The organism is Geodermatophilus maliterrae (assembly GCF_041018925.1).
GTDB lineage: Bacteria > Actinomycetota > Actinomycetes > Mycobacteriales > Geodermatophilaceae > Geodermatophilus > Geodermatophilus maliterrae.
Map to the genome: position 1 here is coordinate 1 of NZ_JBFNXQ010000080.1, position 22,005 is coordinate 22,005.

The 22,005-nt window shown below is 77.3% G+C and carries 22 protein-coding genes; 12 read left to right on the top strand and 10 right to left on the bottom strand.

Annotated elements, in window-relative coordinates; genetic code table 11:
* Positions 1–15: 15 nt before the first annotated feature.
* Together ABQ292_RS19890 and dinB are read right to left on the bottom strand one after the other, a co-directional pair.
* Positions 16–432 (bottom strand): SCO2097 family morphological protein, encoded by a 417-nt coding sequence (locus tag ABQ292_RS19890; RefSeq protein ID WP_369209450.1) that lies wholly within the window; start codon positions 430–432, stop codon positions 16–18.
* Positions 433–555: 123 nt separating this feature from the next.
* Positions 556–1,746 carry a DNA polymerase IV gene (dinB, locus tag ABQ292_RS19895; RefSeq protein WP_369209451.1) on the bottom strand — a complete coding sequence of 397 codons (1,191 nt, stop codon included), beginning with the start codon at positions 1,744–1,746 and terminating at the stop codon, positions 556–558.
* A gap of 255 nt (positions 1,747–2,001) precedes the next feature.
* On the opposite strand from dinB, the gene ABQ292_RS19900 reads away from it, so the two are divergent.
* From ABQ292_RS19900 to ABQ292_RS19910, 3 genes are read left to right on the top strand one after another with little or no spacing between them, the layout of a single operon-like run.
* On the top strand, positions 2,002–2,211 hold the full coding sequence (locus tag ABQ292_RS19900; protein ID WP_369209452.1) for a hypothetical protein: 210 nt from the start codon (positions 2,002–2,004) through the stop codon (positions 2,209–2,211).
* A gap of 17 nt (positions 2,212–2,228) precedes the next feature.
* Positions 2,229–3,668 (top strand): cupin domain-containing protein, encoded by a 1,440-nt coding sequence (locus ABQ292_RS19905; protein WP_369209453.1) that lies wholly within the window; start codon positions 2,229–2,231, stop codon positions 3,666–3,668.
* 19 nt (positions 3,669–3,687) lie between these two features.
* The gene (locus ABQ292_RS19910) at positions 3,688–4,656 is read left to right on the top strand and encodes a ferredoxin family protein (protein ID WP_369209454.1); all 969 of its coding nucleotides are present in this window, start codon (positions 3,688–3,690) and stop codon (positions 4,654–4,656) included.
* On the opposite strand, the gene ABQ292_RS19915 is transcribed toward ABQ292_RS19910, so the two are convergent.
* From ABQ292_RS19915 to ABQ292_RS19940, 6 genes are all read right to left on the bottom strand, one after another.
* A complete protein-coding gene (locus tag ABQ292_RS19915; RefSeq protein WP_369209455.1) occupies positions 4,653–5,894 on the bottom strand; it encodes an alkaline phosphatase family protein in 1,242 nt (413 codons plus the stop codon). The two genes, ABQ292_RS19910 and ABQ292_RS19915, sit on opposite strands and share 4 nt — an antisense overlap.
* Entirely contained in the window at positions 5,894–6,661 is a 768-nt protein-coding gene (locus ABQ292_RS19920; RefSeq protein ID WP_369209456.1) for a class I SAM-dependent methyltransferase, read from the bottom strand. The genes ABQ292_RS19915 and ABQ292_RS19920 overlap by 1 nt, the downstream gene beginning before the upstream one ends.
* A gap of 83 nt (positions 6,662–6,744) precedes the next feature.
* On the bottom strand, positions 6,745–7,224 hold the full coding sequence (locus tag ABQ292_RS19925; protein WP_369209457.1) for a VOC family protein: 480 nt from the start codon (positions 7,222–7,224) through the stop codon (positions 6,745–6,747).
* A 228-nt stretch (positions 7,225–7,452) separates the two neighbouring features.
* On the bottom strand, positions 7,453–11,274 hold the full coding sequence (locus tag ABQ292_RS19930) for a DNA polymerase III subunit alpha (RefSeq protein ID WP_369209458.1): 3,822 nt from the start codon (positions 11,272–11,274) through the stop codon (positions 7,453–7,455).
* Positions 11,271–11,750: an SAV_6107 family HEPN domain-containing protein gene (locus tag ABQ292_RS19935; RefSeq protein ID WP_369209459.1), complete on the bottom strand. Its 480-nt coding sequence runs from the start codon at positions 11,748–11,750 to the stop codon at positions 11,271–11,273. Before ABQ292_RS19935 ends, ABQ292_RS19930 begins: the two co-directional genes overlap by 4 nt.
* Positions 11,750–12,076 carry a DUF6504 family protein gene (locus ABQ292_RS19940; protein ID WP_369209460.1) on the bottom strand — a complete coding sequence of 109 codons (327 nt, stop codon included), beginning with the start codon at positions 12,074–12,076 and terminating at the stop codon, positions 11,750–11,752. Before ABQ292_RS19940 ends, ABQ292_RS19935 begins: the two co-directional genes overlap by 1 nt.
* A 230-nt stretch (positions 12,077–12,306) precedes the next feature.
* Here ABQ292_RS19940 and ABQ292_RS19945 point away from each other — a divergent pair, with 230 nt between their 5' ends.
* Genes ABQ292_RS19945 through ABQ292_RS19970 form a run of 6 tightly spaced genes read left to right on the top strand, consistent with a single transcriptional unit; the run spans position 12,307 to position 17,712 of the window.
* Positions 12,307–12,858 (top strand): YbaK/EbsC family protein, encoded by a 552-nt coding sequence (locus tag ABQ292_RS19945; RefSeq protein WP_369209461.1) that lies wholly within the window; start codon positions 12,307–12,309, stop codon positions 12,856–12,858.
* 14 nt (positions 12,859–12,872) lie between these two features.
* The gene (locus ABQ292_RS19950; RefSeq protein ID WP_204690575.1) at positions 12,873–13,445 is read left to right on the top strand and encodes a GNAT family N-acetyltransferase; all 573 of its coding nucleotides are present in this window, start codon (positions 12,873–12,875) and stop codon (positions 13,443–13,445) included.
* Positions 13,446–13,450: 5 nt separating this feature from the next.
* On the top strand, positions 13,451–15,103 hold the full coding sequence (locus tag ABQ292_RS19955; RefSeq protein WP_369209462.1) for a phytoene desaturase family protein: 1,653 nt from the start codon (positions 13,451–13,453) through the stop codon (positions 15,101–15,103).
* Positions 15,100–15,927, top strand: a complete 828-nt coding sequence (locus ABQ292_RS19960) for a carotenoid biosynthesis protein (protein ID WP_369209463.1) — start codon at positions 15,100–15,102, stop codon at positions 15,925–15,927. The genes ABQ292_RS19955 and ABQ292_RS19960 overlap by 4 nt, the downstream gene beginning before the upstream one ends.
* Entirely contained in the window at positions 15,924–17,027 is a 1,104-nt protein-coding gene (locus ABQ292_RS19965) for a glycosyltransferase family 2 protein (RefSeq protein WP_369209464.1), read from the top strand. The genes ABQ292_RS19960 and ABQ292_RS19965 overlap by 4 nt, the downstream gene beginning before the upstream one ends.
* Positions 17,028–17,055: 28 nt before the next feature.
* Positions 17,056–17,712: a flavin reductase family protein gene (locus ABQ292_RS19970; protein WP_369209465.1), complete on the top strand. Its 657-nt coding sequence runs from the start codon at positions 17,056–17,058 to the stop codon at positions 17,710–17,712.
* A gap of 69 nt (positions 17,713–17,781) precedes the next feature.
* On the opposite strand, the gene ABQ292_RS19975 is transcribed toward ABQ292_RS19970, so the two are convergent.
* Together ABQ292_RS19975 and ABQ292_RS19980 are read right to left on the bottom strand one after the other, a co-directional pair.
* Positions 17,782–18,759 carry a carbohydrate kinase family protein gene (locus ABQ292_RS19975; protein ID WP_369209466.1) on the bottom strand — a complete coding sequence of 326 codons (978 nt, stop codon included), beginning with the start codon at positions 18,757–18,759 and terminating at the stop codon, positions 17,782–17,784.
* 153 nt (positions 18,760–18,912) lie between these two features.
* Positions 18,913–19,596, bottom strand: coding sequence for a CDP-alcohol phosphatidyltransferase family protein (locus ABQ292_RS19980; protein WP_369209467.1), 684 nt, complete (start codon positions 19,594–19,596; stop codon positions 18,913–18,915).
* A 68-nt stretch (positions 19,597–19,664) separates the two neighbouring features.
* Here ABQ292_RS19980 and ABQ292_RS19985 point away from each other — a divergent pair, with 68 nt between their 5' ends.
* From ABQ292_RS19985 to ABQ292_RS19995, 3 genes are all read left to right on the top strand, one after another.
* On the top strand, positions 19,665–20,474 hold the full coding sequence (locus ABQ292_RS19985) for a lipase family alpha/beta hydrolase (RefSeq protein WP_369209468.1): 810 nt from the start codon (positions 19,665–19,667) through the stop codon (positions 20,472–20,474).
* Between the two features lie 124 nt (positions 20,475–20,598).
* Entirely contained in the window at positions 20,599–21,423 is an 825-nt protein-coding gene (locus ABQ292_RS19990; protein ID WP_369209469.1) for an ArsR/SmtB family transcription factor, read from the top strand.
* Positions 21,420–22,005, top strand: a 586-nt coding sequence (locus ABQ292_RS19995) for a maleylpyruvate isomerase N-terminal domain-containing protein (protein ID WP_369209470.1), incomplete at its 3' end; no start/stop codon positions are given. The genes ABQ292_RS19990 and ABQ292_RS19995, both read left to right, overlap by 4 nt.

A 22,005-nucleotide genomic window follows, 5' to 3' on the forward strand; every position in this document is an offset into this window, starting at 1 on the left:
GCGACGGGTGTGCGGCTACTGGTCGTAGCGGCGGCGGAAGCGCTCCTCGAGCCGGTTCTTCAGCGGCTGGCGGCGGGGTTTGCCACCCCGGCCGCGGGCCGTGCTGCCACCGCGCGGGCCGGCCGAGCCGGCCGGGCCGGCCGGGCCGGGCTCGACGGCGCCGGTGGCGGAGCGGTAGTTCAGGACACCGAGGGCGGCCCCGCCGAACATCACCAGGAAGCCGAGGACCCCTAGCGGGACGGACGGGGCGACCGCGCCACCGACGAGGACGGCCAGCCCCACCAGCACCAGCAGCGCACCGAGCTGCAACTTCCGCCGGGCCTTGAGCCTGCGGTCACCCGTGCGGACGGAGGAGGCGAACTTGGGATCGTCGTCGACGAGGGCGCGCTCGATCTGCTCCAGCAGTCGCTGCTCGTGCTCGGAGAGCGGCACCGAGACCTCCAGGTGGGCGGAGCCAATACCGCCGGTCTCTACCCGGCGGTGACAACGAGGATACGAGCCGATTGCGGGGTGCGAAAGGCGAGTGCGCCGCGACCCGCCGGGAGGTCCTCGTGATCACTCTCGCGGGGGGCCGTCGCGCACCCTGCGGTCGCCGTCGCGGTGCAGGAGGGTGGCCGGGCGGACGGCGCCGGCACCGAACCGGCGGGCGGCCCGGTCGGCGGCGAGCTCGGCGTCGCGGCGACCGTGCTCGCGGGCACCGAGCTCGAGCTGGCGGGGTGCCGACCCCGCCTCCACCAGGCGCTCGGCGCGCACGCCGACCAGCCGGATCCGGGCCCGGTCCAGGCCGAGGGCGTCGAAGAGGGCGCGGGCGGTCTCGTACAGCTCCTGCCCGACGTCGGTGGGGACGCCGAGGGTGCGGCTGCGGGTGATCGTGGTGAAGTCGGCGAAGCGGACCTTGATGCTCACCGTGCGGGCCAGCCAGCTGCCCGCGCGCAGCCGGCCCGCCGTCCGCTCGGACAGCCGCAGCAGCTCCCGGTGGACGACGGCGGGGTCGTCGACGTCGGTGCCGAAGGTCTCCTCGTGCCCGGCCGACCGCTCCGGCTCGTCGGGCACCACCCGGCGGGGGTCGCGCCCCCAGGCCAGCTCGTGCAGGTGGCTGCCCGCGGCGTGCCCCACCGCGCGCTGCAGCGTGCGGGCCGGGACGTGCGCGAGGTCGCCGACGGTGCGCAGCCCCAGCCGCAGCAGCACCTCCTCGGTCTTGGCGCCCACGCCCCAGAGCGCGCCGACCGGCAGCGGGTGCAGGAAGTCGATGACCTCGGCCGGGCGGACGACGAGCAGCCCGTCGGGCTTGGCGCGGGTGGAGGCGAGCTTGGCGACGAACTTGGTGCCGGCCACCCCGACCGAGCAGGTGATGCCCTGCTCGTCGTAGACCCGGGCGCGCAGGTACTCGCCGATCTGCGCGGCGTCGCCCAGCCGGCGCCCGGCCCCGGCGACGTCGAGGAACGCCTCGTCCAGCGACAGCGGCTCGACCAGCGGGGTCACCGACCGGAACAGTGCCATGACCGACCGGGAGACCTCGGCGTAGAGCGCCATGTCCCCCGGCAGCACGGTCGCGGTCGGGCACAGCCGCAGCGCCCGGGCCGTGGGCATCGCGGCGTGCACGCCGTAGGCCCGGGCCTCGTACGTGGCCGAGGTGACCACCCCACGGTTGCCGGCCCCGCCCACGACCACCGGCGTGCCGGCCAGCTCGGGGCGCCGGCGCACCTCCACGCTGGCGAAGAAGGCGTCCATGTCGACGTGCAGCACGCTGCACCCCTCCGCCCGCCCCCGCGACGGCGTCACGCACACCCCTTCCCTCGAACACGTGTTCGGACCGACCGGAGGAGGGTAGCGGCCCGCCCGGGCACCCGGCGCGTCATCGGGGGGGGTGTCGTCCGAGGTGCCGTGGCGTGTCCCGAAACGGCTGGTCGGGGCATGTGTGGCGCGGCGCCGATCGAGGTAGGTGGGACACGACCGACCGCCGTCCGGCGGACGGTCCCCATCCGGATCCGGAGGAGCTCGATGGCGCTCGACGACGACGACATGACCAGCGTGGAGGGTCCGGCCGACAGCGGCGCGGGCGAGGGCACGCCGGGCCACCAGGACGGCGGTGCCGACGGTGGCGCGGACGGCGGCGCCGGCCACGGCCCGGCCGACGGCGGTGCGGCCGGTGGCGGCTCGGACGGTGGGGCCGACGGCGGTGCCGACGGCGGCGCGGACGGTTCGGCCTGAGCCAGGACCCGACCGCCGTGGGGCCGGGTGGGGGTGACCTCCGCCCGGCCCTGCGCCGGTGCACGCACCTCGATCCCGAGGTCTTCGCCGCGCAGCACTGGTCCCGCCGTCCGCTGCTGGCCCGCGCCGAGGACACCGGGGAGTCCTTCTCCGACCTGCTCACCCTGGCCGACGTCGACGAGCTGCTCTCGCGGCGCGGCCTGCGGACCCCGTTCATCCGCATCGCCAAGGACGGCGCCGTCGTCGACCCGAAGCGGTTCACCACCTCCGGTGGTGCCGGCGCCGAGATCGCCGACCAGGTCTCCTCCGACGCCGTGCTGCGGCTGTTCGCCGACGGCAGCACCGTCGTCCTGCAGGGCCTGCACCGGCTCTGGCCGCCGCTGATCGAGTTCGCCGACCAGCTGGCCGCCGACCTGGGGCACCCCACGCAGGTCAACGCCTACGTCACCCCGCCGTCCTCGCGCGGGTTCAGCCCCCACTACGACGTGCACGACGTCTTCGTGCTGCAGGTGGCCGGCGAGAAGCACTGGCGCATCCACGAGCCGGTGCTGCCCGACCCGCTGCGCACCCAGCCGTGGAACGACCGCGCGGCCGCGGTGGCCGCCGCCGCGGAGCGCGAGCCGGTGGTCGACGCCGTGCTGCGCCCCGGCGACGCCCTCTACCTCCCCCGCGGCTACCTGCACTCGGCGGTGGCGCTGGGGCAGACCAGCGCGCACCTGACCATCGGCGTCCACCCGGTCACCCGCTGGGCGGCCGCCGAGCAGGCGCTGGACCTGGTGCGGGTGCTGGCCGCCGACGACCGGGAGCTGCGGCGCTCGCTGCCGGTGGGCCTGGACCTCGCCGACCTCGCGACCCTGCGCGACGACGTCGCGACCGTGGTGGGCGCGCTGAAGGAGTGGCTGGACCGGGTCGACCCCGATCAGGTGGCCGACCGGGTGCGCGAGCGGACCTGGGGGCAGGTGCGCCCCGAGCCGGTCGCCCCTCTGGCGCAGGCGACCGCGGCCGCGGCGCTCTCGCCCGACACCGTGCTGCGGCTGCGCCGTCGGCTGCGCTGCACCCTGCGTCCTGCTCCCGACGACCCTGTCTCCGGCGACCGGGCCTCCGACGACCGGGCCTCCGACGATCGGGTCGTCCTGCTCGGCGGCCGCCGCCGGCACGAGTTCCCCGCCACGACCCGGCCCGCGCTGGCGGAGCTGCTGGCCGCCGGGGAGCTCAAGGTGGCCGACCTGCCGGGGCTCGACGCCGACGACCGGCTCACCCTCGCCCGGCGGCTGGTCACCGAGTCGGTCGCGGTGGTGGCCGACGCCTCCCTCCCCGGCGGGCACGGAGCGGGCGGGGCGGTCGACGGCGTCCCCGCCACCGCCCCGGAGCCCGGCCCGCACGCTCCCGGCGCCCCGGCGACGGACGCCGGCGGGGACGATGGGGAGCGTGCCGACGCCCTCGGGACCGGGTCGTGAGCCCGCTGCCCTGCCCCGGGTGAGCGCCGCGCCGGCCGATCGTCCCGGCGGGTCGGTCCCGTCCGCTGCCCGCGTGGGCCGGCTGGACGCGACCCGCTGCTCGGTCACGGCCCTGACGCGGGGCGACTCCCCCGAGGCGACGGCCGGGCCGGCGCAGCGCTGGCTGCTGGTCGAGCAACCGGGGCCGTGGGGCCGCGACGCGCTGACCCAGTCCCGCTTCGACGCGGGTGTGGCCGCCCGTCTGTCCTCCCGGGCGCGGGCCGAGGGCGTGCGGGTGCTGCTGGTCCGCCGTCCCGGCGACCGGCTGGCCGACTCCGGCCGCCGCTGGGCCTACGCCGACGGCCGTCCCGGCCACGAGGGGCTGTGGTGGTCGGTGCGCGCCGAGGACGCCGACCTGCTCGACGTCCCGTGGGACGGGTCGGTCGGCGAGCGGGCCGACGGTCCCACCTACCTGGTGTGCACGCACGGCCAGCACGACGCCTGCTGCGCGCTGCGCGGCCGGCCGCTGGCCCGGGCGCTGCCCGCCCCCGGCCCGGCCGACGTGTGGGAGTGCAGCCACCTCGGCGGCTGCCGGTTCGCCGGCAACGTGCTCGTCCTGCCGCACGGCTTCGCCTACGGACAGGTCCCCGGCGACGGCGCCGACCTGGTCGCCGCGCACTCCCGCGGGCAGGTGGCGCTGCCCTGGCTGCGCGGGCGGGCCGGCCTGCCGATGCCGGCGCAGGCGGCGCAGGAGGCCGCCCGGGAGCAGCTCGGGTTGCTGGGCGTGGACGACCTGCCGCTGCGCGCCTCGCACCGGCTGCCCGGCTCGGACGCCGAGGAGGCCGCCGGCGTGGAGCGGTTCGAGGTGGTGCTGGCCGGCCCCGACGGCGACGTCGTCGTCCGGGTGGAGAGCCGGCCCTCCGACGAGGCGGCGCAGCTGACCTGCCGGGCGCTGCACCCGGCGCACCCGCGGGTGTGGACGGCGCTGTCGGTGACCGCGGCTCGTTAGCCGAGTGCCCGCCCGCGGGCGAGCAGCAGCGGGATCGCCAGCTCCGCGTCCGTCAGCGAGCCGTGGTAGCCCACGAGCCGGCTCGGGCCGGGCTCGGAGAGGCCGGCGGTCATGGCCCAGGGACCGCGGGCCAGGGCGACGACGTCGCCGATGCGGGCGGCCAGGCCGTCGTCGACGGCGCCGAAGACGCCGCTGGCCACCGCCTCCTCGCGGCTGGCGACCCAAGCGCGGTCGCCGAGCACCCCGCGCCAGGCGTCGAGGACGTCGTCGGCGGCACCGGGGACCGCGTGCGCGTAGCGCGCCCGCGGCTCGCCGGCCAGCAGGGCGACGCCGTCGAGCAGCTCGGGCTCCTCGTCGAGGTCGACGCGGGTGTGCGGGGGGACGTCGAGCATGCCGTGGTCGGCGGTGACCAGCAGGGCGGCGTCGTCGGGCAGGCCGGTGACCACCTGCTCGACCAGCCGGTCGACCAGCGCCAGCTGCAGCCGCCAGCTCTCGGAGTCGACGCCGCGGACGTGCCCGGTCAGGTCGAGCTCGGGGGTGTAGCCGTAGACCAGGCCGGTGGGCGCCGCGGCCAGGGACTGCAGGACGACGGCGGCGAGGTCGCCGGCGCCGACCGTGCCGGAGTAGCCGGCGCCGCGGTAGGCCGCCGTGCTCAGGCCCGAGCCCCGGTAGGCGTAGGGCGCGACGGCGGTGACCGGGACGCCGGCGGCGGCGAGCTGCTCGAAGACCGTCGGCCGGGACTGCCACACCGCGGGGTCGGGGTCGTCGGCCCACTGCACGTGGTTGAGGGTGCGGTCCTCCCCGGGGACGGCGGTGACGAAACCGAGCACGCCGTGCCCGCCGGGCGGGACGCCGGTGCCCAGGGTGGTGAGGCTGACCGGGGTGGTGCTCGGGCAGGGGGCGGCGAGGTCGCCGGCGGGGGTGGCGAGGCCGGCCAGCACCGGGGCGTGCTCGGCGTGCGCGCGCAGCAGGTGCGCGCCGAGCCCGTCGACGAGCAGGACGGCGACCCGGCGGGCGCCGGCCAGGGCCCCCGCGAGGACGAGCGGGTCGGGCGGCAGGTCGCCGCGGTCCACGTGGGCGCCGAGGGCGGCGGCGACGCCCGGCAGGACGTCGGCCAGGGTGGCGGTGCCGTAGGCGGGGCGGGTGAGGTCGGGCGGCAGCAGGTGCAGGACCCCGTCCTCCCCACCGTTCGCGAGCTCACGGCGGGACCCGGGACGGGGCCGACCCGGAGAGGACATCAGGGGCGGGTGGCCAGGACGTGCAGGCCGGTGGCGACGTCGCGGTAGGGCGAGGTGCCGGCCAGCGCGAGCTCGAGACGGCGGACGGCCTCCGGGTCGGCGCCGGAGGCGGCGTCGAGCAGGTCGCTCACGACCGCGACGCCGCGCCACTCTCCCGGCCGCAGGCCGGCCGCGGTGACGAGGGCGAGCAGGTCGTCGGGACCGAAGCGGCGGCGGGCGGGGCGGGTGCGGCCGGGCGCGGGGTCGCGGTCCTCGAGGAGGGCCAGCGCCTCCTTGGGGTGGCCGCCGAGTGCACGGGCGAGGACGGCGCCGGCGCGGTTGGCGGTCGCGACGCTCACCTGGCCGCCGGGGCGCAGCGCGCGGGTGATCTCGTCGAGGGTGGCCGAGGGGTCGTCGACGACCTCCAGCACCGAGTGGCACAGCGCGAGGTCGTAGCCGCCGCTGTCGTCCGTCCCCGGCTGGCCGCTGCCGAGGGGGAGCTCGTGCAGCAGGTCGCCGTCGCCCTGCAGGCCCCGCACGTGGTCGCCGACGCCGGCGGTCTGGGCGCGCCGCTGGAGGGTGGCCAGGGCGTCGGCGCTGGGGTCGACGACGGTGACCTCGTGGCCGAGGCGGGCGAGCGGGACGGCGAAGACGCCGCTGCCGCCGCCGACGTCGAGCACCCGCAGCTGCGTCCCCGCGCCGACGACCGGGTCGAGCGCGGCCCAGACCGCGGCGGTGCGGACGGGCAGCTGCTCGCCGGAGGACGGAGCGGGGGCAGTCGGCGGCACCCGTCGGAGCCTAGTGGCGGCTGGAGGACCCCTCCGCCCCCACCGCTCACAGGCTCGCAGCGGGGCCCTGCAGAGGGGCCGTCTCAGGCGGGGACGCGGTCGGCGGCCTCCCGGATGGTGGTGACGTCGATCCGGCGCATCTGCAGCATCGCCTCGGTGGCCCGCTGGGCGCGGCCGGGGTCGGGGTCGCCGAGCAGCGCGAACATCTCGACGGGGACGACCTGCCAGGAGACCCCGAAGCGGTCCTTGAGCCAGCCGCACTGCCCCTCCTCGCCGCCGTCGGTCAGGCGGGACCAGTAGTGGTCGACCTCGTCCTGGTCGGCGCAGTGGATCTGGAAGGAGATCGCCTCGGTGAAGGGGAACTGCGGGCCGCCGTTGAGACCGACGTAGGCCTGGCCGTCGAGGGTGAAGCCGACCGTCATGGCGCTGCCCTCCGGCATCGGCGTGCCGGGGCCGTACCGGGTGACCTGGTCGATCGAGGAGTTGGGGAAGACCGACGTGTAGTACTGCGCCGCCTCCTCGGCGCGGCCGTCGAACCACAGGCACGGGATCTGCTTCGGCATGGCGGGTCCTCTTCCTCGGGGGCCGGGCGCGGATGCCGGCGTCGAGGAGTAGACCGCGTCGTGCCGCCGGAGTCATCGGTGAACGGTGCGCCGACGGGCCGGCGGCACGGGGGGCAGCGGCGGCCCCGTCCCCGGCGCCCTGCGGGCACCGCCCCGAGCTCGCGAGGGGCGGGGGCAGGGCGTCCCTCCACTGAGCCCTGCGAGGGGTGGGGAGGACGGGGTCCTTCCTCAGTGGCCCGGGCTGCCCGGGCTGGAGTGCCAGAGCTTGCGCGGTGCGGCAGCGGCTCGCCGCGCGGCGGTCGCGGCGTCGTCGCCGGCGGGCTTGATGTCGGCGTAGGGCGACATGCGGAAGCCGGTCGGGTGCACGAGCACCGGCTTGACCACCACCGGCCGGGACCCGTGCGAGGCCGCCGCCCCGGTGATGGCCTGTTCGGTGTACTCCCCCGGCGCGGCCATGTGCTCGGCCACCGCGGCCGGCCCGCCGGTCTCCCACGCCTCGTGCAGCGCCGGGAGCTCCCACGCCCCGGTCGCCCGGATCGACACCCCACGCGGGCCGGTGCGCCGCAGCACCCCGCGGACGACCAGCAGCCAGGAGTGGAACACCGTCGCGGCGTAGGGCCCCTGCACGTCCTCGAAGAAGGTCGAGTCGGTACAGCCGGTGCCGTCGTCGAGGGTCACGAAGACCACCCGGCGCCCCGACCGGATCGGCGGGGTCTGGGTGGCCACCTTGACCCCGGCGACCAGCACCTCGGCCCCGCTGCGGCTGCCGAGCAGCTCACCGGCCGGCACCGCGCCGACCGCGGCGAGGAAGGGCCGGTAGAAGTCGACGACGTGCCGGCTGGCGTCCAGCCCGAGCACCTCCAGCTCGGCCCGCACCAGCTCGGCGTCGGTGAACTCGGGCAGTCCGGACCCCGCGCTCCAGGACAGCGCCGTCCCGGCCGGGCCGCCGTCGCCGTCGGGCTCCCCGGGCAGCTGCACGCCGAGCAGGTCGAGGCTGAGCTGCCCGACCGAGCCGGCCCTGGCCCCGCTGCGGCTCCACCGGTCGAGCTCGCTGATCTGCAGCAGCAGGTCGCGGCGGGTCACCGACCCGCGGGCGCGGGTGGGCCGGCCGGCCTCGCGGTCGCGCACCCCGAAGCCGTACAGGGAGTCGAAGCCGCCGGCCAGCACCAGCCGCTCGACCACCGGGCGGGACACCGACGCCCGCGTCCAGAAGTCGGTGAGCGACCGGTACGGCTGCCCGACGACGATCCGCTCGACCTCCTCCTCGGAGATGCCCTTGACGTCGGCGAGGGCGAGCCGGATCCCGTAGGCCGACGGGTCGCGCATCGCCGGCGGCATCCACTCCGGTGGGCGCCAGTCCTCCCGCCGGTCGGACCCGGCCAGCCGCTCCACCCGGTAGACGCCGGCCGAGGCGTTGACGTCCAGCCCCAGCACCCGGACGCCGAAGTTGCGGGCGTCGTCGAGGATCAGCCGCTTCGGGTACATGCCCGGGTCGTGGGTGAGCACCCCGGCGAGGAAGGCGGCGGGGTGGTGGGTCTTCAGCCACGCCGACTGGTAGGTGGGCAGCGCGAACGCCGCCGCGTGGGCCTTGCAGAAGCCGAACGAGCCGAAGGCGACCAGCACCTCCCACACCTGCTCGACCACCTCGACCGGGTAGCGCGACAGCGCCACGGGCATGAACCAGGCCCGCACCTCCGGGTGCAGCTCCTTGTCACCCAGCGCGCGGCGCGCCTCGTCGGCCTGGGCGAGGTCGCAGCCGGTCATCTGCGCCACGATCTGCAGCACCTGCTCGTGGAAGACCACGACACCGGCGGTCTCCCGCAGGTACGGCGCGAGGTCGGGGTGCGGGTAGACCGGCTCCCGCCAGCCGTTCCGGGCCAGGAGGAACGGCGTCACCATGTCGCTCTTCACCGGGCCGGGCCGGAACAGCGAGATGTCGATGACGATGTCCTCGAACGTCTCGGGCCCGAACTTGCCGACCAGCTCGCGCTGTCCCGGCGACTCGATCTGGAACATGCCGAGGGTCCGGGTGCTGCGGATCAGCTCGAAGGTCGTCGGGTCGTCGCGCGGGATCGCGTCGATGTCGACGGTCTCGCCGTCGACCCGGGCCACCTCGTCGAGGGCGTGGGCGATCGCCGACTGCATCCGGATGCCCAGCAGGTCGAGCTTGAGCAGCCCGAGCTCCTCGACGTCGTCCTTGTCGAACTGGCTCATCGGGTAGCCGAGGTAGCTGCTCTCCACCGGCGTGCGGTCGAGCAGCGTCGCGTCGGAGAGCAGCACGCCGCACGGGTGCAGCGCGATGTGCCGGGGCAGGCCGTCGAGCCGGGCGACGAGGTCGAAGAGCAGGTCGAGGTCGCCGGTGCCGCCGCCGCGGCGCGAGCCGAGCCGGCTGGCCCGCAGCTCCGGCAGGTCGCGCAGCGCGGCGTGCACCTGGTTGGCCCGGATGTGCGGGAAGGCCTTGGCGACGGCGTCGACCTCGGCCGGCGGCAACCCGAGCGCGGCGCCGACGTCGCGGATGGCGTGCCGGACCCGGTAGGTGTCCATCATCGAGATGCAGCTGACCCGGTGGGCGCCGAAGCGGTCGATGACCGCGTCGTAGACCTCCATCCGCCGGGCGGACTCCACGTCGATGTCGACGTCGGGCAGCTGGTGGCGCAGCGGGGAGAGGAACCGCTCCATCAGCAGGCCGTAGCGGATCGGGTCGACGTCGGAGATGCCCAGCAGGTACGTCACCAGGCTGCCCGCGCCCGACCCCCGGGCCGCCGCGCGGACCCGCAGGCTCCTGATGAGGTCGACCACGTCGGCGACGGTGAGGAAGTAGGACGGGTAGCCGAGGGAGTCGATGACGGCCAGCTCGTCGTCCAGCCGCCGGGTGACCCCGCCGGTGGCCGCCATCCCCCGCCGGCCCAGCCCCGCCTCGCAGCGGTCGCGCAGCACCTGGGACGGGCTCATCCCCCGCTCGCCGGGCGCGGTGACGACGTCGAGCTCGGGATAGCGGACGGACCCCACGCCGAGGTCGCCGGCGACGTCGACGGCGCACTGCTCGGCCAGCCGGGCGGTGCGCTCGAGCAGCTGCAGCGCCGCGTCGCGGTCCGGGCCGGCGAGGTCCCCGGCGACCTCGGCCATCTCCTTGCCCGACTTCAGGTACCCCTCCGCGGTGCGCCGGTCGACGTGCCGGGAGTCGAGGGCGACCAGCCGCCGGGAGGCGTCGAGGACGTCGGCGGTCGGGGCGTCGAGGGCGTCGACGTACCGGACGGCGTTGGTGAGCACCACCGGCACGCCCTCCTCGGCGGCGAAGCGCATCAGCCGCTGCGCGCGGGAGCGGTCGCCCCGGCCGCGGTGGTGCACCAGCTCGACCACCAGCGAGCCGGGACCGAACACCGAGCGCCAGGCGGCCAGCCGGGCGGAGGCGACGTCGGCCCGCCCGGCGGCCAGCGCCCGGCCCACCGGCGAGTCCGGCCCCAGCACCGCGACCAGGCCCGGAGCGTGCTCGGCGGCCATCGCCAGCGAGGCCACCGGCTCCCCGCGGGTGCCGCGCAGGTGCGTGGCGCTGGTCAACCGGCACAGCGACCGCCAGCCGGCGCCGTCGCGGGCGAGGAAGGTGACCCGCGGCAGCCGCTGGTCGACGCTCGCCCCACCGCGCACCGGGCTGCGCCGGGCAGGGGTCGCCCGTCCCGCGGCGCCCCGCCCACCCGCGCCCCGCCCCTCCGCGCCCCGCCCATCCGCGCCCCGCCCACCCGCGCCCTGGCGTGCGGCCCTGCGCGCGGACAGCTCGTCGTCGTCGCCCAGCACCTGTGCCCGGGCGGGCGGCACGGCGGTGTCCACCGCAGGGGCGACCGCGAGGTCGACCCCGAACAGCGGTCGCAGCCCCGCCGACCGGCAGGCGAGCGCGAACTTCACCGCGCCGTAGAGGCCGTCACGGTCGGTCAGCGCCAGCGCCGTCATGCCGTGCTCGGCGGCGCGCGCCACCAGGTCGGCAGGGTGGTTGGCCCCGTACCGCAGGGAGTACCCGGAGGCGACGTGCAGGTGGACGAAGGGGTCGCCGGTCACCGCCCGCGGACGGGACGGTGGGCGGTGCCGCCGACCACCCGCGGACGCGGAGCCGGCTCGGGCGTGCGGCCGAGCAGGTCGTCGACCACGGTGAGGAAGGCGCCGACGTCGCGGACCAGGTCGTCGGCCTCGCGCTCGGTCACCGCGCGGGACAGCCCGGCCTCGGCCGCGGCGCGCTTGGCGGCACCGGCGGCGAAGAAGGTGGCCCACTCTCCCAGCTCCGGGGCGACCTGCTCGAGCAGCACCCAGGCGCTGCGCGGCCGGCGGCGGCCGCTCTCCGGCCGGGTGCGGGCGGCGAGCACCGCAGCGGCGGCGCGCAGCGCGCCGAGGTGGGCGGTGGCGTAGCGCTCGCGTGCGTCGGTGGCGCGGGCGGCCTCGCCCAGCGCCCGGGTGGCCTGGTCGAGCAGCTGGGCCGCGGCCGCCGGCAGCGGCGGCGGGAGGGGCAGCTGGTCGGCCATGGCGTGCGCGGCGCCCATCAGTCGTGCACCCGCACGAGCGACCACCGGTTGTCGGCGGCGTCCCAGCACAGGTCGTAGACCCCGGCGAAGCTCATCCGCGAGCGCCCGGCCCGCACCGCCTCGACCCGGAAGACCTCACGGGGCGCGACGAGGTCGGCCGAGGCACCACCGGGCAGGTCGGCCGGCCGCTGCCACCAGGGCGCGGTCTCCACCCACGAGTCGAGCAGCTCGCCGACGACGTACCGCCACTGCCCGCGCCAGAACTGCGCCGGGCCGAGCGGCCCCCGCTCGACCCGCACCTCCTCGCCGACCCGCTCGCCGACCTCACCCAGCACCCGGCTCATGCCCGACTCCCCACCCCGTGCTCCTGACCGGCCGGCCTCCGCCCGGGCGGGGAAGGTCCCGGGAGCGGTGGCCAGCCGTTCGAACGCCTGTTCGAACGAGTCGAGTACACCCGACCCCGCCCGTCGCGTCAAGCGGGACCCGCCCGGGAGGAGGACCGTCCCGGTCCCTCCCCCTCCGTGCGCGCCGGACGGTACGGCGAGGCACCGACAGCGGTGGCAGGATCGACCCCATGAGCCGCCCCACCCACCCCCGGGTGGCCGCGTTCGCCGACCTCCTCGCCGAGGCCGGCGCCGGCGGGCGGGTCCACGAGCTCCCGTCGGGCGCACACACCGCCGCCGAGGCCGCCGCCGCGCTCGGCGTCCCGGTCGGGGCGATCGCCAACAGTCTGGTGTTCGACGTCGGCGGCTCACCGCTGCTGGTGCTCACCAGCGGCGCCCACCGGGTCGACGTCAGGAGGGTCGCCACGCTGCTGGGCGTCCCCCGCGTCGACCGCGCCTCGGCCGACTTCGTCCGCGCACACACCGGCCAGCCCATCGGCGGGGTGGCCCCCCTCGGCCACCCCGCGCCCATCGGCACGCTGGTCGACGTCGAGCTGGCCCGCCACGAGCGCGTCTGGGCCGCGGCTGGGCACCCGTCCGCGGTCTTCCCCACCAGCTACGACGAGCTGCTGCGGCTGACCGCCGGCACCGCCGCCGAGGTCGGCGACGGGCCGACGCAGGCCGCGCGGACCACGACCGTGAGCACCACGACCACCCCGGACCCCGCGGTGGTGGTTCGGTGAGCGAGGAGAGAACCGTGACCGGCACGACACCCGCGACGCGGGTGACCGAGCTCCCCGTCGGGTGGTTGCGCGACCACATGCACGAGGCGCTGTCCATCTACGGGGAGGCGATGGGCTACGACGCCTCGGTGGTGGCCGGTCGCTACGGCTACGCCGTCCAGCACACCGAGCGCCCGGGGTTCCGGGCCGTCGGCGCGTTCGCCGCCACCCCCGACGGCGAGCAGCTGGTCGGGTTCGGCTACGGCTACCTCATCGCCCCCGGCCAGTGGTGGCACGACCAGGTGCGCGCCGCGCTCGACCGGCGCACCGCCAAGCGCTGGCTGCCCGGCGCGTTCGAGGTGTGCGAGCTGCACGTCCACCCCCAGGCGCAGAGCCGCGGCCTGGGCCGCCGGCTGCTGCACGCGCTGGTCGAGGGCGTCCCCGCGCCGGCGGCGCTGCTGTCCACGCCCGACGCGGACACCAAGGCCTTCCGGCTGTACCACGCCGACGGGTTCGTCGACCTCGCCCGCGGCCACCACTTCCCCGGCGACGCCCGCCCCTTCGCCATCCTCGGCGCCCGGCTCCCGCTGCGCGCGAGCGCGTCCTGACCGGCGTGCCGGAGCCCGACCGCAGCGTCGACGCCGTCGTCGTCGGCGCGGGTCACAACGGGCTGGTCGCCGCCTGCTACCTCGCCCGCGCGGGCCTGGCCGTCGAGGTGGTCGAGCGCGACGAGGTGCTCGGCGGCGCGGTGTCGACCGTCGAGCGCTGGCCCGGCGTCCGCGTCGACCGCGGCTCCAGCGCCCACGTCATCGTCCGGCACAGCGGCGTCGTCGAGGAGCTCGACCTCGCAGCAGCCGGGCTGCGCTACCTCGACTGCGACCCGTGGGGGTTCGCCCCCGCGCCGGCCCCCGGCGACCCCGGCCCGGACGGCCGCCCGCTGGTCTTCTCCGTCGACCTCGACGCCACCTGCGCGTCGATCGCCGCCGCCTGCGGCGAGGACGACGCCGCCGCCTACCGCCGCTTCGTCGGCGTGTGGGGCCCGCGCAGCCGCGCCGTCGTCGACTCCTTCGGCCGCCGGCCCACCCCCCTGGGCCTGGCCCGCGCCTTCTGGCCGCTCGGAGCGCCCACCGGGGACAGCCCGCGCACACCCGGCGGCGACCTGGCCGTCGACTTCCTCGGCTCCGGCGACGCGCTGCTCGACCGCTGGTTCAGCAGCGAGCGGCTCAAGGCGGCGCTGGCCTGGTTCGGCGCGCAGTCGGGCCCGCCGATGTCCGAGCCCGGCACCGCGGCGATGGTCGCCTGGGTGGCGCTGCTGCACGACGTCCCCCCGGGCCACCCGGTGGGCGGCTCCGGCGGGCTGACCCAGGCGCTGCGCGCCCGGCTGGAGGCCGACGGCGGCCGGGTGACCCTCGGCGACGGCGCCGCGCGGCTGCTGGTCGACGACGGCCGGGTGACCGGCGTCGAGACGACGTCGGGACGGCGGGTGCACGCCCCGGTCGTCGTCGCCGCCTGCCACGTGCTGGCCACCCGCGACCTCGCCGGCGACCACGCCCCGGCGGCGCTCGCCGACGCCGCACCCCCGGTCGGCAACGGCTTCGGGCTGGTGCTGCGCGCGCTCACCGACGCGCTGCCCGCCTACCCCGGCGTCGACCCCGCCGTCTCCGCGCAGGGGCTGCAGCTGCTGTGCACCGACCGGGCGCAGCTGGCCGCCGCGCACGGCGACTGGCTGGCCGGCCGGCTGCCGCGCGAGCCGGTGCCGCTGGCGATGTGCTTCTCCGCGAGCGACGACACCCTCGCCCCGCCCGGGCAGCACGTGGTCACCGTGTGGGGGCAGTGGTACCCCTACGACCTCGCCGACGGCGGCGACTGGGACGCCCTCGCCGAGGCGGAGGCGCAGCGGCTGGTCGCGGCGGTCGACCGGTTCGCGCCCGGCTTCGCCGACTCGGTGCAGCAGCTCCACGTGCAGACGCCGCTGCTGCTGGAACGGGAGCTGTCGCTGCTGCGTGGCAACGTCATGCACGTGGAGATGGGCCTGGCCAGCATGTTCGCCTTCCGGCCGACGCCGGCGCTGTCGGGCTACCGCGTGCCCGGCCTCGACGGGCTCTACCTGGCCGGCGCCTCCACCCACCCCGGCGGCGGGGTGTCGGGCAACTCCGGCCGGACGGCGGCGCGCGTGGTGCTGGCCGACCGCGGGCGGCTCCCCCGCGCCCGGGCCCGCGTGCAGAGCGCGGTCGGCCGGCTGGTGCGCACGGCCCGCGCACGATGAGCGCCGCGACGGCGCACCTCCGGCGGGCCGGCGCGCCGGCGTGGGCGCGGCTCCCGCTCGTGCTGGCCGTGCTGCTCGTCCTCGCCGCGATCGCCTACCCCCTCACCGACGGCTCCGCCCGCGACGCGGTGTCCTGGACGATCGTGCTGGTGGGCTCGGCGGTCTCGGTGACCTCCGCGGCGGCCGCGCACGGCGCCCGCACCGCTGCCGCGGTCCTGGGGCTGGTGGTCGTCGCCGCGGTGGCCTTCGAGGCGGTGGGGACGGCCACGGGGTTCCCCTACGGCCCCTACGCCTACAGCGACGCGCTCGGCCCCACGCTGCTCCGCGTCCCGTTCCTCGTGCCGCTGGCCTGGCTGATGATGGCCTGGCCGAGCCGGGTCCTGGCGGTGGTGCTCACCCGCCGGGTCCGGCCCGGCCGGCAGCGGGCCGCGCGGGTCGTCGTGGCCGCCGCGGTGTTCGCCGCCTGGGACGTCGTCCTCGACCCGCAGCTGGTGCAGGCCGGCTACTGGACCTGGGCGCGGCCGCAGCCGGGCCTGCCGGGCATCGACACCGTGCCGCTGACCAACCTCGGCGGCTGGCTGCTGGCCGGCCTGGTGCTCATGACACTGCTCGACCTCGTCGTCGCCCGCACCGCGCTGCCCGGCGGCCCCCGCGCCGGCTCCGGGGCCGCCGTGGCCGCCCCGCTGCTGGTGATCGCCTGGATGGTGCTCGGCGGCGCGCTGGCCCACGCGCTGTGGCTGGACCTGCCCGGCTCGGCGGCCTGGGGCGCGGCGCTGTCGGTGCCGGTGCTGGCCACCCTGGCCGTGCAGGCCCGCCGTCCGTGAGCGGTCCGGCGCTGCGGGTCCTCGCCGGGCTGGCGGTCGCCGGCGCCGCGCACGCCTCGGTCAACGCCCGCCTGCTGCGCCGTCCCCCGGCCGACCCGCCGGAGGTGACCCGGCCGGTCACCGTCGTCGTCCCGGTGCGCGACGAGGAGGCGCAGGTCGGCGGCTGCCTGGCCGCGGTCCTGGCCTCGCGCGGCGTGCCGCTCCTGCAGGTGGTCGTCGTCGACGACGGCTCCACCGACGGCACCGCCGACGTCGTCCGGTCGGTCGCCGACCCGCGGGTGCGGCTGGTGACCGCCCCTCCCCCGCCGGCGGGCTGGCTGGGCAAGCCACACGCCTGCTGGGTGGGCGCGCAGACGATGACCGAGGACGGCGTCCTGCTCTTCGTCGACGCCGACGTCCGCCTGACCCCCGACGCGGTGGCCGCCGCGGTGTGGCTGCTCGACGCGCACGGCCTCGACCTGGTCTCGCCGTGGCCGCGGCCGGTGGCCGGCACCCTGGCCGAGCGCCTGGTGCAGCCGCTGTCGCCGTGGCTGTGGATGACGACGCTGCCGCTGCGGGCCGCCGAGCGCTCGCCGCGGCCGTCCCTGACCGCGGCCAACGGCCAGTTCCTCGCGCTGACCCGCCGCGGGTACCTGCGCGCCCGCGGGCACGCGGCGGTGCGCGACGAGGTGGTCGAGGACGTCGCGCTGGCCCGCGCGGTGAAGCGGGCGGGCGGCCGCGCGGTCCCCGCTGCCGGCGCCGCGCTGGCCGAGTGCCGGATGTACGACGGGTGGGCGGCGATGCGGGAGGGCTACGGCAAGTCCCTGTGGGCCTCGGTCGGCGGCTCCCCGGCCGCCGGCCTGGCCGCGGCCGCGGTGCTGACCGCCGTCGGGGTGCTGCCGGCCCTGGCCGCGCTGCGCGGCTCCCGGGCCGGGCTGGCCGGGTACCTGGCCGGGGTGGCCGGGCGGGCGGTGAGCGCGGCGGCGACCGGCGGGCGGGTGTGGCCCGACGCGCTGGCCCACCCGGTGTCGCTGCTGGCCCTCGACGTGCTGCTGGCCGGGTCGGTGGCCGGGCACCGGCGGGGCACGCTCACCTGGCGCGGCCGACCCGTCGGCGGGTGACCGGCGCCCGGGCGGGCGAGGATGGGGTGTGACCTCGCCCGACTCGCCCGCCCGCACGACCTTCGACCCCGCGGCGATGGCCCCGCGCGACTTCTACCGGGTGGTCAACTCCGTCGTCGTCCCGCGGCCGATCGCGTGGGTGTGCAGCCACTCGGCCGAGGGGGTGCACAACCTGGCGCCGCACTCCTTCTACACGGTGGCCTGCGTGAAGCCGCCGATCGTGCAGTTCACCTCGGTGGGCCGGAAGGACTCGCTGAACAACGTCGAGGCCACCGGCGACTTCACCGTCAGCCTCGTCCCGGAGGCGCTGTTCGAGCAGGCCAACGCCACCGGCACCGACTTCCCGCCCGACCAGAGCGAGGCCGAGCACGCCGGTGTGCGGCTCGAGCCCAGCGAGCGCGTCGCCGCGATGCGGGTGGCGCAGTCGCCGGTGAGCATCGAGTGCACGCTGCACTCGACGCTGCGGCTGGGCGACAGCACCGTCGTCTTCGGCCGGGTCGAGTGGATCAGCGTGTGGGAGAGCGCCGTCCGCGACGGCCGCCCGCGCATCGAGGAACTCCGGCCGCTGGCCCGCCTCGGCGGCAACGAGTGGTCGACCATCGGCGAGGTGAAGAGCATCCCCCGCATCCCCTACGCGACGTGGTCAGCCGACCCGGGCATCGGCGAGCAGGTCCGCGGCGGCTAGCGGCACGGGTCGCCGTGGCAGGGCCCGGCGCACGCCGGGACGTCGGGGGCCGGTGCGCCGACGGTGTGCTCAGCCGGGCAGGTGGGCGGCGACCTCGGCGGCGGCGTCGTCGCCGAAGGCCGCGGCGAACCGCTCGAGGAACGGCTCGCGGCGCAGCTCGTACTCCTGGGTGCCGACCACCTCGACGGCCTCGGTGGCCACCGCCGAGCCGAGCTGGGTCGCCCGCTCGAGACCCAGCCCCCACGTGCGGCCGGCGATGAACCCCGCCCGCAGCGCGTCGCCGCCGCCGGTGGGCTCCACCGGCTTGGTCTCGGGGACGGCGATGACCTCGATCGGGTCGGCCCCGGCCGCGCGGACGAGCACGCCGTTGGCCGCCCGGGTGGTCACCCAGGTGCCGACCCGGCCCAGGATCTCGCCGGCGTCCCAACCGGTCTTCTGCATGAGCAGCGCGGACTCGTACTCGTTGGTGAACAGCAGGTCGGCGCCGTCGACCAGGTCGCGGATCATCGCCCCGTCGGCCCAGGCCAGCTGCTGGCTGGGGTCGGCGGCGAAGGCGATGCCGCGCTCCCGGCACTCGCGGGTGTGGCGCACCATCGCCGTCGGGTCGTTGGGCCCGATGACGACGAGGTCGGGGGTGCCGACGCGGTCGCACACCGGCGCGAGCTCGATCTGGCCGGCCTCGCTCATCGCGCCCGAGTAGAACGACGCGATCTGGTTGTTCACCGCGTCGGTCGTGCACACGAACCGCGCGGTGTGCTTGAGCTCGGACCAGCGCACGTCCCGGGTGTCCACCCCGTGGCGGGTGAGCCAGGCGTCGTAGTCGGCGAAGTCGCTGCCCACCGAGCCGACCAGCACCGGCGAGAGACCCAGCAGCCCCAGCCCGTAGGCCATGTTCGCGCCGGCGCCCCCGCGGTGCTGGATGAGGTCGTCGACCAGGAACGACAGCGAGACGTTCTCCATCTGGCCCTCGACGAACTGGTCGGTGAACCGGCCCGGGAAGGTCATCAGGTGGTCGGTGGCGATGGAGCCGGTGACGACGACGGGCACGGGGGCTCCTCGGACGGTGGGGGACGGACGGCGGCGGGACCCGCGGCGGAGCGACGGCCGCACGGCGGCCCGGGACGGTGGCGCAGGCCCACACTAGGCAGCTCAGCAGGGAGCCCGACACCCGGCGGGGGCGCCCTCCCGGTGGGTGACCGGTCAGTCGCCCAGCGCCCGCCGCAGCGAGAACCCGAGCTGGGCGGTGCCCACCACCCCGAGGACGGCGCCCACGGCGGCCCCGGCGGTCACCACGACCGCCGGGCCGTCGGCGACCCCGGCCGCCTCCGCCAGCCCGGTCGTGGCGACGACCCCGGCCCCGCCCACGGTGAACGCGGTCATCACCACCCGGGTGGGCCGCTCCCACACCGAGATCGAGCCGGTCTCGGCCACGCCCGCCTGCCCGGCCCGGGCGCGCAGGTAGTCGGGCAGCCAGCACAGCGCGCCGAACAGCGCGGCCAGCCAGCCCGGCGCCCCGGCGACCCACAGGGTGACCGCGTACCCGGCCTCGGTGAGCCGGTCCACGGCGGAGTCGAGGACGTACCCGCGCCGCGAGGCCCGCCCACCGGCCAGGGCGAGCGCGCCGTCGAGGGAGTCCAGCAGCCCCGACAGCCCGACCAGCAGCCCCGCCGCGACGAGCCACGCCCCGCCCGCGAGCGCCGGGCCCACCGCGGCCAGCGCCACCAGCAGACCCAGCGCGGTGGCCGCCAGCGGCGGCAGCCAGGCCACCGACCGGGCCAGCGCGTAGGCCAGGGACAGCCAGCCGTGCACGAGCCGGCTGGCCGCCGGGTCGGTGCCGCCGTGCCAGCGCGACCACTCGGCGAGGTACTCCTCGCGGCTCAGCACGGTCGCGCTCCCACCGGCGCAGTCCACCAGCACCGCCGACTCCGGGCGAGACCGGGGACAGTGGGAGCGTGCTCGCCGGCCTCGCCCCCGCCCGCCGCCGCCTGGTCCTGGTGCTGCTCGCGCTGGTCGCCGCCGCCGCCGTCGCCGCGACGGCGCTGCTGCTGTCCGCCCGCGCGGACGACCCGGCACCGACCGCTCCGGTGTCGCAGGAGGAGCCGGGGCCGGTCCTGCTGGTGCCCGGCTACGGCGGCTCCACCCGCTCGCTGGCGTCGCTGGCCGACCGGCTGACCGCCGAGGGCCGCGACGCCACCGTGGTCGCCGTCCCCGGTGGCGGCACCGGCGACCTCGCCGCCTCCGCCGACGTCCTGGACGCCGCCGTCGACGCCGCCCTGGAGCGCACGGGAGCCGGCAGCGTCGACGTCGTCGGCTACTCGGCGGGGGGAGTGATCGCCCGGCTGTGGGCCGCCGACGGCGGGGCCGGCGTCGCCCGGCGGGTGCTCACCCTCGGCGCCCCCCACCACGGCACCACGCTGGCCGACGTCGCCGGCGACGTCGCGCCCGGCCAGTGCCCGGAGGCGTGCCGGCAGCTGGCCACCGACAGCCCGCTGCTCGACGACCTCAACGACGGCGACGAGACGCCGGCCGGGCCGACCTGGGTGTCGGTGTGGACGGCGCAGGACGAGACGGTGACCCCGCCGGACTCCGCCCGCCTCGACGGCGCGGTCAACGTGGCGGTGCAGTCGGTCTGCGCGTCGGCACAGGTGACCCACGGCGACCTCCCGCGCGCCCCGCTGGTGCAGGCGATCGTGCTGGCCGAGCTGGTGCCCGGCGACCCGGTGGAGCTCGGCCCCATCGACTGCGCGCGCCTCGGCGGCTGAGGAAGGACCCCCCTGCCCCCCGCCACTCGCACGCTCGCGGCGGGACCCTGCAGGGGGGCCGCCGTCCTCCCCACCCCGGGCGGCCTCCCGACGGGGGCGTTGACTCATGCAGGTAGATGCCTGCATGATCTGGCTCGTGGACGGCGGGACGGTCGACTGGGACCCGGTCTTCCGTGCGCTCGCCGACCGCACCCGGCGGCTGTTCCTCGACCGCCTGCGCGAGCAGGACGGGCAGACGCTGGGCGAGCTGTGCGCCCGTCTCGGCATGGCCCGCCAGTCGGCCACCCAGCACCTCGACGTCCTCGTCCGCGCCGGGCTGGTCACCGTCGTCCGCCGGGGCCGGGAGCGCCTGCACTTCCTCAACCCGGCCGCGATCTCCGAGATCGGCGAGCGCTGGATCTCGTCCTTCGACCGTCCCCGCCTGGACGCCCTCCGGGCCATCCGTCAGCGAGCAGAGGAGCTCTCCGTGTCCGAGCCGGTCCCCACCTACGTCTACGTCACCTACATCCGCGCCGGCGCCGAGCAGGTCTGGCAGGCGCTCACCGACGCCGACCTGACCGCCCGCTACTGGGGCCACGCCAACGTCTCCGACTGGCAGCCCGGCAGCCGCTGGGAGCACCGGCGCACCGACGGGTCCGGCGCCGCCGACGTCGCCGGCCGGGTGCTCGAGGCCGACCCGCCGCGGCGCCTGGTCATGACCTTCGGCGCGGCCGACGGCGAGGAGCCGGCCGGTGGCGACTCGGTGGTCACCTTCCTGATCGAGCCGAGCGCCGGGATCGTCCGGCTCACCGTCACCCACGAGAACCTGGCCGACCGGACGGCGCTCGGCGAGATCTCGCACGGCTGGCCGGCCGTGCTCGCCAACCTCAAGTCGCTGCTGGAGACCGGCGAGGTCCTGCCCGAGGCGCCCTGGGAGATGGCCCCCGTCCGTGCCGGCACGACCTCGTGAGCAGCGGCCCGCTCGCGGCCGCCGTCGCGCTGCTCACCCGCTCCACCGGCTACGCGCTCGAGGGCCTGGCCGCGGTCACCGACGCCTCCCTGGACCGGCCGACCCCGTGTCCCGGCTGGGACGTGCGGACGCTGGTGCTGCACCTGGCCGACTCCGCCGACGGCCTGGCCGGTCTCGCCGTCACGGGCGAGCTGCGGGTGCCGGCGTCCCGACGATCGGACGGCACCTCTCCCGCGGCCGTGGCGACGGACCGCCTGCTGCACCTCCTCGGTGTGCTGACGCCGACGGCGACGGGGCGCGGCCGGCCACCGGGGAGCAGGTCCGCTGGGCGGAGGCCGCCGCACGCGGCGCCGCGATCGAGATCGCCGCCCACGGCTGGGACCTCGCCACGTCCTGCGGCTCGCGGCACACGATGCCGCCGGGCCTGGCGGGCGCACTGCTCGCGTCCGCGTCGTCGCTGGTGGACGACGCGGTCCGCCCCCACCTCTTCGCCGGGCCCGTCGACCCGCCCCCGGGCGCCGGCCCGGAGGACCGCCTGGTGGCCTTCCTCGGCCGGCGGCCGGCCGGCGTCCCCGTGGGGAC

What these genes read in the sequence shown, in the direction of transcription:
- ABQ292_RS19940 (WP_369209460.1), bottom strand. Translation starts at nt 12,076, where the DNA reads ATGAGCCGGGTGCTGGGTGAGGTCGGCGAGCGGGTCGGCGAGGAGGTG.
- ABQ292_RS19900 (WP_369209452.1), top strand. Translation starts at nt 2,002, where the DNA reads ATGGCGCTCGACGACGACGACATGACCAGCGTGGAGGGTCCGGCCGAC.
- ABQ292_RS19915 (WP_369209455.1), bottom strand. Translation starts at nt 5,894, where the DNA reads ATGTCCTCTCCGGGTCGGCCCCGTCCCGGGTCCCGCCGTGAGCTCGCG.
- ABQ292_RS19935 (WP_369209459.1), bottom strand. Translation starts at nt 11,750, where the DNA reads ATGGGCGCCGCGCACGCCATGGCCGACCAGCTGCCCCTCCCGCCGCCG.
- ABQ292_RS19925 (WP_369209457.1), bottom strand. Translation starts at nt 7,224, where the DNA reads ATGCCGAAGCAGATCCCGTGCCTGTGGTTCGACGGCCGCGCCGAGGAG.
- ABQ292_RS19960 (WP_369209463.1), top strand. Translation starts at nt 15,100, where the DNA reads ATGAGCGCCGCGACGGCGCACCTCCGGCGGGCCGGCGCGCCGGCGTGG.
- ABQ292_RS19945 (WP_369209461.1), top strand. Translation starts at nt 12,307, where the DNA reads ATGAGCCGCCCCACCCACCCCCGGGTGGCCGCGTTCGCCGACCTCCTC.
- ABQ292_RS19990 (WP_369209469.1), top strand. Translation starts at nt 20,599, where the DNA reads ATGATCTGGCTCGTGGACGGCGGGACGGTCGACTGGGACCCGGTCTTC.